We start from the raw sequence: 12,271 nt of genomic DNA, 5'->3' as shown, positions 1-12,271 counted from the left end.
TTCGCCCGGTAGACCTCGCCCGCCGCGATGTGCTTGCGGATCCGCCGGGACCCGCGGTGTACGCCGCGCGGTCGAGTGAGGACGTCCAGCCGCAGGCGGTGGGGCCACGCCAGGGGCCGGGGCGGCGACGGGCTCGCTCCGTACGTCCCCGAAGCGCGTGCGGACCGGTCTGGACCCGTGTTTCGCGACCACCGTCCGGTGGCCGGTCGATCCAGGGTTGTGGGGTCGCTGGTGACATCCCTCAGGTCACTCGAGACGAGCTCGTCGAAGCGGGCGGGGGGAGCAGTATGGTGCACGCCGACGGCGCCACCGGGCATGCCTTCATCGCGCCGGGCCGCAAGCGCGGGCGGGGCGCCCCCCCCGGGTGTTCCCCACAGCTCGAAAGGCATGGGTGGTCGCCCATCGCGCATACCACCATGGACTGCGCTTCGTGCGGAGCGAGGAGCAGGTAGGTGCTTCGTCCTTCACCCTCACAGGGGGGTCACCGTGCGCGCCGCGCGCCCCGGCCCGAGTCGTCGACCTTCACGACTGATGCCGAGGCGCGCGGCGCGCGGGTGCCTGTCTAGGGGGTGCGTGCGTCCACCGTGCCGTCCTTGGCCCCGTTCGACGCGGACCCGTCCTCCAGGCCCTCCTCGAACGCCGTGACGGCCTGGTCGATGAGGCGCTGTTCCTGTTTCCTCCGCTGAGCGACCAGGTTGGCGTGGTGTTCTCGGCGGAAGGCCTTGGCCGTGGCGAGGCACATCCCGATCATCACCAGGCTGAAGGGCAGTGCCGTGATGATCGCCACCGTCTGCAGCGTGGTCAGCGACCCGGTCCCCGTGCCGCTGGCGATCAGCAGTGCGATGGCCACCGCCCCCTGGGCCCCGCACCAGAACACGCGGCTCCATGTCGGCGGGTCGGGGTTGCCTCCGGAGGCCAGCACGTCGACCACATAGCTGCCCGAGTCGGAGGAGGTGACGAAGAACAGCACGATCAGCAGGATCGCCGCCCCGGCGACGAGCGCGCCGCCCGGCATGCCGTCGAGCAGCTGGAAGAGCGCGCTGTCCGTACCGACCGCGCCGTCCTCACCCACCAACCCGCCCTCGCCGACCGTCTCGCGGTGGAGTGCCGACCCGCCGAGGACGGCGAACCAGAAGAAGGTCAGCAGGGTCGGTACCAGCAGCACGCCCGTGACGAACTCACGAACGGTCCGCCCGCGGGAGATGCGGGCGATGAAGACGCCGACGAACGGAGCCCAGGAAATCCACCAGCCCCAGTAGAAGACCGTCCAGCCGCTGACCCATGCGGTGCCCTCCTCGCCCTGGGAGGCGCCGGTGTCGAAGCTCAACGCGAGGATGTTCTGCAGATACGCGCCGATGTCCTCGACGAAGCCGTTGAGGAGGAACAGCGTCGGGCCCGCGACGAGGATGAACACCAGCAGCCCGCCGGCCAGGCCCATGTTGATGTTGGACAGCCACTTGATGCCCTTGCCGACGCCCGTGACCACGGAGATGGTGGCCAGCAGGGTGATGCCGATGATGAGGACGACCCGAAGGGACGTGCCGGGGTCGGTCACCCACCCCTGGAAGCCGAGCCCCGCCGATATCTGCAGGACGCCGAAGCCGAGCGAGGTGGCCACGCCGAAGACCGTGCCGACGACGGCGATGGTGTCGATGGCGTCGCCCCAGGCGCCTTTGATCCTGTCGCCGAAGATCGGTTCCAGAGCCCAGCGGATCGAGATGGGACGGCTCTTGCGGTGCACGGCGTAGGCGACGGCGAGACCGACCACGACGTAGATGGCCCAGGGGTGGATTCCCCAGTGCAGGAACGTCTGGACCATGGCGAACTCGCTCCGCGTCGCCTCGGCCTCACCGACCCCCGGCCTCGGGGAGGCGAAGTGGTTCAGCGGTTCGGCGACACCCCAGAAGACGAGCCCGATACCCATACCCGCGGCGAACAGCATCGCGAGCCACGAGCCCATGCTGAACTCGGGTCGCTCGTCGTCCTTGCCGAGCCGGATGTCTCCGAAACGGCCGATACCAACCCATAGGGTAAAGATCACAAAGAGTGAGACGAGAGCGGTGTAATACCAGCCGAGACCGCTGATGATCTGTTCCTGCACCGCACTGATGACGCGCTGTGCGGAGTTCTTGAAGATCGTGGTGTAGAGGACGAAGGTGACGATGATGATCGCGGACGGCCAGAAGACGCGTGGTGCGATCGACGCCAGGGGGGAGTGGCTCCCGGTTTTCTCTTGATCCGGAATATCGGCCGGTGATTTCGTCGCCTGGGGAGCAGCCATGCTCTCTCTTTCCTCGTGTCGTCGGGCTTGGGCACGGTTGGCCGGACGCTGTGGTGCGCGCTCTGCGGTCTCAGTGGCTTCCGCTGACCTGGACGGCCTTGGGCTGCGATGGCGCAGGGGTGGGCAAGTGTTGCGCAATGAGAGATTGCCATCTGTAGGCGCAACAGCGAACACTCCTGGTGTCCAGCCGTCAAGGTCCCTCACACCACCCGCTGGGCTTTCGACCGGCATCGGAATCGATCCGTGACCCGTGGCGCGACGGTTGCGTCGAAGTTCCTCCAGCGAGTTGCCGGCCGCGGTCGGCAACCCGGTTCTGGATCACTTTCCGTGCCCGGCCGACATTTTGACCGCCGCCGACATTTCTATCGGAATCGGACGGGAGTTGCTGCCCGCGTGCTGATGAAGCGTGCTGTAGTTGCCCGCCGGCGCGGTGCTGAGCAGAAGGAACCGCGGGGCGGAGCGAGCGCCGAACCTGAAGACCATGGACTGGGCAGGTCGCGAGGCGGGTTCACCACGGAGACTCATCTGGCGTGTGAGCAGGGATTCCTGAGCCGGTCGATCAGGTCCGCAACCGCAGGTGCCGGGGTCGTGGCGGCGGCCGTCCGCCCGTCTTCGACCGCGAGGACTACAGGGCCCGGCATGCGGTCGAATGCGGGATCAGCCGTCTCAAGCAGCACCGGGCCGTGGCGACCCGGTTCGACAAACTTGCGGTTCGGTTCGAGGCGACGGTTCAGGTCGCGGCGATTCATCAGTGGCTGTGAACCCTCGGTCTGCCGTCGTGCGGATGCGCCGGCAGGAAAGGACGGGCCTGCGGTCATTGCGGAGGAAGAGCGCGTTTCCTGGCGTTGGCGCGGGGCGGTGTGTACGGGGTTGCACCTTCCGTAGCGGCATGTGGTCCGGTGGACTCACGTCCCGGTGCCGCGAGGAAAGGTCCCTGCTCATGCATTCGTCCTTCATGCCACCCCGCCAGGTCAAGATCGGTGACGCGGCGGCCTTCGCCGGCACCACGCCGCGGGCGATTCGCCATTACCACGAGATCGGGCTGCTCCCCGAGCCTGAGCGGGGCGGCGATGACCGCCGCCGCTACGGGTACGAGGACATGATCCGCCTGCTGTGGATTCGCAGGATGGCCGATGCCGGGATCGCCCTGGACGACATCCGTGACGCCTTTGCCACCGGCACGGCTTCCGCCGGTGCGGACAGCGGAGAAGGTATCGCGGGCATCCTGGAGCGGTTGGAGGAAACCCTCGCCGAGCAGGAGGCGGAATTGCGGCGGCAACGGACCGCCGTGCAGCGGATGCGCACCGAAGGCAGCCGGATGGGCCTGCTCTCCGACTTCGTCACCGAACGCCTCAAGAGCCTGCCCGAGGGCTCCCTGCGTCAGGCGGACCTGGACCGTCTGCTGGTCACCGAGCGGATCTTCGGCCCGCTGGGCGCGGCCGTCCAGGCCGGCCGCTTCGTCGTCCTGGCCACGCATCCCACTCTGCGGGAGGACTCCGACCGCATCGATGACGCCGAGGAGGCACTCGATGACAGTGTTGCCGTCGATGACCCACGGGTGGCTCAAGTGGCCGTCGCGGCACACCTTCGAAAGCGCCCTGCAGGCCGTCATCGAGGAGTCCGGCCTGGGTAAGGACGACGATGACCTCTTCGACGCCTGGGACACCTTGCACCCTGCCACCGCCGATGACGGCGAGGGCGAGGCCGACCACAGCTCTGGCAGGCGGGAGGCTGACTCCATGAGCGTGTTCGAAGCCACCGGCAAGATGCCCTACGACTTCTCCCCAGCCCGCCTGCGCTGTATGGAACTGGCCGAAGAACTCTCCGCGCAAGAGCCACCCGCTACCTGAAACACGGCCTCTGGCAGCTGGCTCGCGTGGCGTGCGATGGCTTCGGTGGGCGGGACGATGTTGACGCGCGAGACGGCGTGGTCGAAGCGGGCCCGGGTGTATGGCCGATGCCCGCCAGGTCGATCCGTCGCGCACGTCGCCGGCCGGACCACGGAAGCCATCTGGCCTCGTTGTCAGACGATCACGATGCCCGGCAACCGCCCACGGCCTGCACGAGAACCGGACACCGCACTCACACCAGCCCTGCGACCAGCACCTTCAGGATGAAACGGGCTCACTCCGAGACGGCGTACGCCTCCGCCGACCACAGCGAATACCCGTACGGGGTCGCCCGCTTGCCGCCCTGCACGCGCACGAAGCGCACGTCCTTCTCGTCCATGCGTACGTCCTCCCGGCCGCCCCGGCTGTCCCGGACCGTGGCCGCGGTGCGCCAGCGGCGGCCGTCCGGGGAGACCTGGACGCGGTAGGCCGAGGGGTGGGCGTCCTGCCAGTGCAGCGCGACCCGGCCCAGCCGCGCCGGACGGGCCAGCTCGACCTGCCACCAGGCGCCGTCGTCGGCCGGGGACGACCAACGGGTCTCCGGGTCGCCGTCGTTCGCCGCCCGCGCGGGGAAGTCCGGCGTCTCGTCGCCCGAGGAGCGGGCGGTGCCGGTGCGGGCCAGGTCGGGGCCGCCGGTGGGCGGGACGGCCCGGACGGTGAGGGTGCGGTCCGCCCCCGCGAACCCGAGCCGGACGTCGTAGGACCGCATCGGGGTGCCGCGTTCCACGGTCACCTCGACCGGGACCTCCACCGTCGTGCCGCGCCGCACGGTCAGCTCGCCCTTCGGCACCCGGACCCGGACGCCCTCGGGTGCCTCGGCGGTGAGCCGGCCGCGGGCGTCGGCGGGGCGCAGCGACCCGAGCCGGGCGGTCAGCCGCTCGGTCCGGCCGGTCTCGACGTCCGCCCGGTCCCGGGGCAGGCCGAGGGAGACGGCGGGGGAGTCGGTGAACCAGGGGATGAGGTGGTGGACGCGGGAGAGGGCGGAGCCGGTGATCCGCAGGGCGTCGGCCCGTGTCCCGAGCCGCACCTCGGTCGCCCCGGACCCGTCCAGCCGGCCTGCCTCCCGCCAGCCACGCCCCGGTTCGTGCACCTCGACCGTGCCCTCGGTGCCCGGCTCGGTGAGGGCCGTCACGGCGGTCAGCGCCCGGGGCCGGGGGAAGCGCAGGGTGCGGCCGTCACCGGGGTTGCGGGGCGGCTCGTGGTGGATGCCCGACCAGGCCGCGTACGACTTCTGGGCCCGCTGCAGGAAGGGGTCCAGGACGTCCGTGCCGACCTCGACCGGCGCCGACTCCAGCCGGGCCCGCAGCGCGCCGACCTTGCGGTACGCCGTCCAGGCCGCCGCCGCGTCCCCGGAGCGCTGGGCGTCCAGCATGCCGAGCGCGGCCGTGCCCGCCTCGCCGTAGTCCGCCAGCTGCTCGGACCAGGGGCCCACCTCGGAGCCGAGGCCGGTGCCGGACAGCCGCCGGGGCAGCTCGCGCAGCACGGTGAAGGCCTCGCGCAGCCGCCGCGCGGCGTCACCGCCGGTGTCCGTGCCGCCCGTCGTGCGGGACGTCCAGTACGCCTCGGTCAGCGGGCGCAGATACGCCGACTCCTCGTCGTCCAGGACCGACGAGGCGTCGTTGCCGGCGAGCGCGGCCAGGGCCTGCTCGCGGCGCCGGTCCCCGCCGGCGAGGTCGGCGATCGCGGCGCGCCAGGACTCCCCGGGGCGGTACGCGCGCGGGTTCCAGGCGTAGTCGGCGGCGGTGAACAGCGGGATGCGGGACGCCTCCGGCTGCTGCATCGCGTTGGCGAGCAGGGCGGCCGAACCGGTCGCGACGGCCGGCTCACGGCCCTGGTAGGGGCCGAGGAAGATGCGGCCGGGGTCGTAATCGTTGACCGGGTAGTTGTCCATGGTGACCAGCGGGTGCCCGAACGCCCTGCGGGCGTCGGCCAGTTCGCCGCCCGTGATGGTGCGGGGCACCACCCCGACACCCGTCCACGCCACCTCGACGCCCGCGGCCAGCTCGCTCGCCAGCGCCCGCCGGTAGTCGGTCGTGCCGTCCTCGTAGTACTCGGTCGGCATCAGGGACGGGCGCGCGGCGCCGGGGTGCCGTTCCGCCAGGTGCCGGGCCACCGCGTTCGCCACCCGGGCCTGGGCCCGCGCCGCCGCCTCGGGGCCGGAGCCGAACCGGTCTGCGTCCGCCCCGCAGTGCCACTCGCTGTAGCTGACGTCCTGGAACTGGAGCTGGAACGCCCGGAAACCCAGCGCCCACATCGCGTCCAGCTTGCGCGTCAGCGCCCGCACGTCGTCGTCCGACGCGAAGCACATCGCCTGGCCCGGGGCCACCGCCCAGCCGAGCGAGACGTGGTTGCGGCGCGCACGCTCGGCCAGCTCCCGGAATCCGGCCCGCTGCCGCGCCGGGTACGGCTCACGCCAGCGGGCCTGCCGGTAGAGGTCGTCCCCGGGGGCGTACAGGTAGCGGTTCTGCTTGGTGCGCCCCATGAAGTCCAGCTGGGCCAGCCGCTGCCGGTGCGACCACGCGGTGCCGTAGAAGCCCTCGGTGATGCCGCGTACGGCGGTGCCGGGCCAGTCGCGGACGACGGCCGCCGCGATCGTGCCGTCGGGGCGCAGGAGCTGCCGGAGCGTCTGCACGGCGTGGAAGAGGCCGTCCTCGCCGGTGCCGGTGAGGGAGACGCCGTCCGTGCCCACGGACAGTTCGTATCCCCCGGCGGGGAGGGCGTGCCGGTCGCCCGGGCGCACGGGCTCCGTCCGCGCACGTACGACCAGGGCGCCCGGACCGGCCGTGTCCGTGATCCGGCGGGCGCCGGCCTGGCGCAGCAGCTCGCGCAGGGCTTCGACGGAGTGGGGGTCCGCCTGCGTCCCGGTGATCAGGGCGACCTCGTCCGGCACGGCGACCGGGGCGCCGTTCGCGCGCAGCGACTGCGGGCGCGGCCAGACGGAGAGGTCCGGTCCGGCCGTGTCGGGGGCCGCCCTCGCGGTCGCACGGGGACCGGGCGGAGCCGCCGTCGCGACGGGCGGGGCGACGAGGCTCCCGGCCACGACGGCGACCGCGAGGGCCGCGGTCCGCTTCCCACGCCGCAGTCCCACAGGGCCCCCTCCAGATGCGTTCGGCCGGTGGAACGAGCCCACCACCCGCCTGGTGAGGGTGTCAACGAGAGTGGCCTTTGTGGGCGAAATGCCGGAATCTGGAGTGTGTGGAGGGGAGTGAAATGTGAGCAGGAGCACGATGTTCGGCCCGGGGCGTCTGCCTTCGCGTCGACTGGGTAGGGCTGCGATGACCCGTTGAAAGCCGTACCCGACAAGGAGGCCCCCGTGGCTGCGATGACTTTCCTTCCGCTCCCGGCCCAGTCCAAACCCGTGGCGGACCAGTCCGCCGACTTCGACGACCACCACCACAACGACCCGCGCTACTGCGTCTTCAGCTCCGAGAGCACCCACACCGAACTGCCGCTGACCAGCGAGCCCCCGCTGCCCGACGCCGAGCCCCTCACCAGTGAGCCGCCGCTCGCCGAAGCCGCTCCCCTGACCAGCGAGCCCCCGGCCTTCGTCCCGGACTTCACGAGGATGTAGATGACCGCACCCCGGCCGGCCGACCCGCCCTCCGAGGACCTGTCCCGCCTCGCCGCCCTGCACGGCGTCGCCACTTCCTACAGCCCGTCCCCGGACCGCTCGGTCGCGGCCTCGGCCACCGCGGTCACCCTGACCCTGGCCGCCCTCGGCGTGGACGCGAGCACGCCCGGCGCCGTCCGCGCCGCGCTCGCGGCCCGCGAGGGGGAGCTGGGCGAACGGCTGCTGCCGCCGACCGTGGTCGGCTGGAGCGGCAGCCCCCCGGCCGCCCTGGCGGCGCTCCCCGGGGGAACCCGGCTGCGGATCGACACCGAGCAGGGCGAGAGCCGCACCTCGGCGGACGGCATCCCGCCCGGCGTCCACCGGCTGACCGCCACCACCCCCGACGGCCGCACCGCCACCGCCCACCTGATCATCGCCCCGCCCCGCCTGCCCGCCCCCGCCGGACGCTCCTACGGACTCCTCGTCCAGCTCTACTCGCTGCTGTCCCGCCGCTCCTGGGGCATGGGCGACCTCGGTGACCTCGCCGAACTGGCCGGCTGGGCCGGACGGTCGCTCGGCGCCGGATTCGTCCAGGTCAACCCGCTGCACGCGGCCGTGCCCGGCGCCCCCACGGACCCCTCGCCGTACCGCCCCTCCTCGCGCCGCTTCCCCGACCCCGTCCACCTGCGCATCGAGGACGTTCCCGAGGCCGCGTACGTCGAGGACCCCGAACGCCTGCGCGCCCTGCTGGAGAGGTCCGGCCGGCTGCGCGAAACGGTGCTGCACCAGAGCGCGTTGATCGACCGGGACGCCGTGTGGGAGCTCAAGCGGGAAGCGCTGGAGCTGCTCGGCGAGGTCCCGCTCGGCCCCGGCCGGCGCGCCGCCTACTGCGACTTCCTCGCCGGGCAGGGCCAGGCCCTGGAGGACCACGCCACTTGGTGCGCGCTCGCCGAGGTGCACGGCGCCGACTGGCACCGCTGGCCGACCGGCCTGCGCGACCCGCGGTCGGCCGAGACCGCCCGGGCCCGCAACGGCCTCATGGACCGGGTCGACTTCTGGTCCCGGCTCGCCTGGCTCACCGACACCCAGCTGACCGCCGCGCAGCGCGCCGGGCGCGAGGCCGGGATGCCGGTCGGGATCGTGCACGACCTCGCGGTCGGCGTCCACCCCGGCGGCGCCGACGCCTGGGCACAGCAGGAGTACTTCGCCGCCGGCATGTCGGTGGGCGCCCCGCCGGACGCCTTCAACGCCCGCGGCCAGGACTGGGGCCTGCCGCCCTGGCGCCCCGACCGGCTGGCCGAGTCCGGCTACGCCCCGTTCCGCGAACTGCTGCGCGCCCTGTTCCGCTACGCCGGAGCGCTGCGCATCGACCACGTCATGGGCCTGTTCCGCCTCTGGTGGGTCCCGCAGGGCCACCCGCCCACCGAGGGCACCTACGTCCGCTACGACGCCGAGGCCATGCTCGCCGTCCTCGTCCTGGAGGCCTCCCGGGCCGGGGCGCCGGTGATCGGCGAGGACCTCGGCACCGTCGAGCCCGGCGTCCGTGAGGCGCTGCGCGAGCGCGGGGTGCTCGGCACGTCGGTGCTGTGGTTCGAACGGGACTGGGAGGGCGACGGCCGCCCCCTGCCCCCCGACGGCTGGCGCGCCGACTGCCTGGCCACGGCCACCACCCATGACCTGCCCTCCACGGCCGCCCGTCTCACCGGCGAGCACGTCGAACTCCGCGACAGCCTGGGCCTGCTGACCAGACCCCTGGAGGAGGAGCGCGCCGAGGCCGCCGCCGACGCGGGGGAGTGGCTGTCCCTGCTCTCCCGGCTCGGCCTGCTGCACGGCACGGGCGGCGGTGGCGACGCGTCGTCGGAGGAGGCCGAGATCCAGGCCGTCCACCGTTTCCTGCTGCGCACCCCCGCCCGCATGGTCGGCGTCTGGCTCCCGGACGGCGTCGGCGACCGCCGCCCGCAGAACCTCCCCGGCACCTGGGACCAGTACCCGAACTGGCGCCTGCCGATCGCGGACGCGCAGGGACGGCCGGTGACGCTGGAGGACCTGGCGGCCTCGCCGCGGCTGCACGCGCTGATGGAGGTGCTCAGGGGCGACGGGCACGAGGTCAGGGACGGTGGGCCATGAGGCGTGGGCCTCTTCGGGACCCCTTACGGCACCCCGGGCGCGCGGGCCCGGTCGGCGTTGGATATTTTGACACCGTGGACAAGAAGAACGCCCTGCGCGCCGGCGCCCTGGCAGCCGGTACGACGCTGATGATGCTGCTCATGTCGTCCCCCGCGAGCGCGCTCACCCGCGACGACGGTGACGACCCCGGCCCGGGCCTGAGCGTCATCGAGACGCTGGGCCTCTTCGTCGTGGCCCCGATCGTGCTGTACCTGGTCATCCACGGTCTGGTGATGATCGGCGACAAGTCGCACAAGAAGAAGGACCCGACCAGCTCCAACATCGCCACCAAGGCCGAGGCGAAGAGCGAAGTCAAGGCCTGATCCGCGTTCCTCTTCGAGGGCGCCGTCGCGACATCCGCGACGGCGCCCTCGTCATGTCAGGCCCTGTCCGTCCCGGCCAGCAGGTCCCGCAGCAGACCGGCCAGCTGCCCGGCCCGCTCCGCGCCCAGGGCGGACAGCGCCTCCGTCTGCACCGCCAGCCCCGCCCCGACCGCCTCGTCGACCAGTGCGAGGCCTTCGTCGGTGAGCGTGACCTGCAGCCCGCGCCGGTCGTGCGGGTCGGGGGAGCGGCGCAGCAGGCCCGCCCGCTCCAGCTTGTCCAGGCGTCCCGTCATGCCGCCGGTGGTGAGCATCAGCGTCGCGGAGAGCTGCCGGGGCGAGAGCGTGAAGGGCTCGCCGGAGCGGCGCAGGGTCGCCAGGACGTCGAACTCCCCGCGGGAGATCCCGAACGTCGCATAGGCCTGGCCCACCCGCTCGCCGATCGCGTGCGACAGCCGGTTGATCCGGCCGAAGACCTCCATGGCGGCGGTGTCGAGGTCGGGCCGGACCGTCGCCCACTGGCCGATGATCGCGTCGACGGGGTCCTTGCGCTGCTCCGGGCGTTCGCTCATGCCCCGAGTATCGGCTGCCTCTCGGTGACCCGCAAGAAAGTAGCTTGACTGAAAGTTGCTTAGCGGTAAGCTACTTTCTGCCGACCTACTTCGAAGGGTGCTTCCCATGGCCATCTCCCGACCGGCCCTCATCACCCTCACCGCCCTCGCCCCCGTCTCCTGGGGCACGACCTACGCGGTCACCACCCAGTTCCTCCCGCCCGACCGCCCCCTGTTCACCGCCCTGGTGCGCGCCCTGCCCGCGGGTCTGCTGCTGCTGGCCCTCGCCCGGGTGCTGCCGCGCGGCGCCTGGTGGTGGAAGGCGGCGGTGCTCGGCGCGCTGAACATCGGCGCCTTCTTCCCGCTGCTGTTCCTCTCCGCGTACCGGCTGCCCGGCGGACTGGCGGCGGTCGTCGGCTCGGCCGGGCCGCTGTTCGTGGCCGGCCTCTCGGTCCTGCTGCTCGGGCAGCGGCCGTCGGCGCGCACGCTGCTGACCGGGGCCGTGGCCGCGTTCGGCGTCAGCCTCGTCGTGCTGAAGGCGGCCGGGTCGCTGGACACGCTCGGTCTGCTGGCGGCCGTCGCCTCCACGGCGTCGATGTCGACCGGCACCGTGCTCACCCAGCGCTGGGGCCGCCCCGAGGGCGTCGGGCCGCTGGCCCTCACCGGCTGGCAGCTGACCGCGGGAGGCCTGCTGATCACGCCACTCGCCTTCCTGGTGGAAGGAGCGCCACCGGCGCTGGACGGCCCGGCGGTCGGCGGCTACCTCTACCTCGCCGTCGCGAACACGGCTCTCGCCTACTGGCTGTGGTTCAGCGGCATCGGCCGCATGACCGCCACGCAGGTCACCTTCCTCGGCCCGCTCTCCCCGCTGACCGCGGCCGTCGTCGGCTGGGCGGCGCTCGGGCAGGCGCTGACACCGGTGCAACTGGTCGGCATGGGGCTGGCGTTCGGGGCGACGGTGGCGGGGCAATTCGTCACCCGGCCGTCGCGAACGCCTGGCCCGGCGGGGAGGGGCGTCCGTGGTGCTGGGGTGGATGTGCGGGGCGGGGCGTTGCGGCGGTGAGGGTGGGTCTTGGGTCGCAGCGGCTCTCGGGTGGGCGGCGCCCGGCCTTCGTGAATGCCTGGCCCGGCGGGGGGGGGCGTCCGTGGTGCTGGGGTGGATGTGCGGGGCGGGGCGTTGCGGCGGTGGGGGTGGGTCTTGGGTCGCAGCGGCTCTCGGGTCGGCGGCGCCCGGCCTTCGTGAATGCCTGGCCCGGCGGGGAGGGGCGTCCGTGGTGCTGGGGTGGATGCGGGGGGCGGGGCGTTGCGGCGGTGGGGGTGGGTCTTGGGTCGCAGCGGCTCTCGGGTCGGCGGCGCCCGGCCTTCGTGAACGCCTGGCCCGGCGGGGAGGGGCGTCCGTGGTGCTGGGGTGGATGTGCGGGGCGTTGCGGCGGCGGTGGTCCCCGGCCGACCTCACCCCGGCGCTCGCGCATCCCCGGCCCAGCCGGGAGGAACGCTGCGGCGGTGCCGGTCGG

The 12,271-nt window shown here is 72.8% G+C and carries 7 protein-coding genes and 3 pseudogenes; 6 read left to right on the top strand and 4 right to left on the bottom strand.

Going from position 1 to position 12,271, the window contains the following annotated elements; genetic code table 11:
- Window positions 1-562: 562 nt before the first annotated feature.
- Window positions 563-2,281 carry a BCCT family transporter gene (locus A4E84_RS13990; RefSeq protein WP_174569429.1) on the bottom strand — a complete coding sequence of 573 codons (1,719 nt, stop codon included), beginning with the start codon at window positions 2,279-2,281 and terminating at the stop codon, window positions 563-565.
- Between the two features lie 536 nt (window positions 2,282-2,817).
- Between A4E84_RS13990 and A4E84_RS44460 the strand changes: the two are divergent.
- Together A4E84_RS44460 and A4E84_RS13985 are read left to right on the top strand one after the other, a co-directional pair.
- A pseudogene (locus A4E84_RS44460) lies at window positions 2,818-3,042 on the top strand (IS5 family transposase); the annotation flags it as partial.
- 179 nt (window positions 3,043-3,221) lie between these two features.
- A pseudogene (locus A4E84_RS13985) lies at window positions 3,222-4,131 on the top strand (MerR family transcriptional regulator).
- Window positions 4,132-4,145: 14 nt separating this feature from the next.
- On the opposite strand, the pseudogene A4E84_RS44455 reads toward A4E84_RS13985, so the two are convergent.
- Together A4E84_RS44455 and A4E84_RS13980 are read right to left on the bottom strand one after the other, a co-directional pair.
- Window positions 4,146-4,226: pseudogene (locus A4E84_RS44455) on the bottom strand (DNA-binding protein); the annotation flags it as partial.
- 179 nt (window positions 4,227-4,405) lie between these two features.
- Window positions 4,406-7,258: a beta-N-acetylglucosaminidase domain-containing protein gene (locus A4E84_RS13980; protein ID WP_062926891.1), complete on the bottom strand. Its 2,853-nt coding sequence runs from the start codon at window positions 7,256-7,258 to the stop codon at window positions 4,406-4,408.
- Window positions 7,259-7,483: 225 nt separating this feature from the next.
- On the opposite strand from A4E84_RS13980, the gene A4E84_RS13975 reads away from it, so the two are divergent.
- The 3 genes from A4E84_RS13975 to A4E84_RS13965 all read left to right on the top strand — a co-directional run bounded on the left by A4E84_RS13975 (window position 7,484) and on the right by A4E84_RS13965 (window position 10,209).
- Window positions 7,484-7,741, top strand: a complete 258-nt coding sequence (locus A4E84_RS13975) for a hypothetical protein (RefSeq protein WP_062926890.1) — start codon at window positions 7,484-7,486, stop codon at window positions 7,739-7,741.
- Window positions 7,742-9,847, top strand: a complete 2,106-nt coding sequence (gene malQ / locus A4E84_RS13970; protein WP_062926889.1) for a 4-alpha-glucanotransferase — start codon at window positions 7,742-7,744, stop codon at window positions 9,845-9,847.
- A 74-nt stretch (window positions 9,848-9,921) separates the two neighbouring features.
- Window positions 9,922-10,209, top strand: a complete 288-nt coding sequence (locus A4E84_RS13965) for a hypothetical protein (protein ID WP_062926888.1) — start codon at window positions 9,922-9,924, stop codon at window positions 10,207-10,209.
- Window positions 10,210-10,265: 56 nt separating this feature from the next.
- On the opposite strand, the gene A4E84_RS13960 is transcribed toward A4E84_RS13965, so the two are convergent.
- Entirely contained in the window at window positions 10,266-10,778 is a 513-nt protein-coding gene (locus A4E84_RS13960; protein ID WP_062926887.1) for a MarR family winged helix-turn-helix transcriptional regulator, read from the bottom strand.
- A gap of 106 nt (window positions 10,779-10,884) precedes the next feature.
- On the opposite strand from A4E84_RS13960, the gene A4E84_RS13955 reads away from it, so the two are divergent.
- On the top strand, window positions 10,885-11,820 hold the full coding sequence (locus A4E84_RS13955; RefSeq protein ID WP_062926886.1) for an EamA family transporter: 936 nt from the start codon (window positions 10,885-10,887) through the stop codon (window positions 11,818-11,820).
- The last annotated feature ends 451 nt before the right edge of the window (window positions 11,821-12,271 follow it).

The organism is Streptomyces qaidamensis (assembly GCF_001611795.1).
In the GTDB taxonomy this organism is placed as follows: Bacteria; Actinomycetota; Actinomycetes; order Streptomycetales; family Streptomycetaceae; genus Streptomyces; species Streptomyces qaidamensis.
The sequence above is the reverse complement of the archived record's forward strand: the minus strand, read 5'-3'. Positions and strand labels throughout refer to the sequence as shown.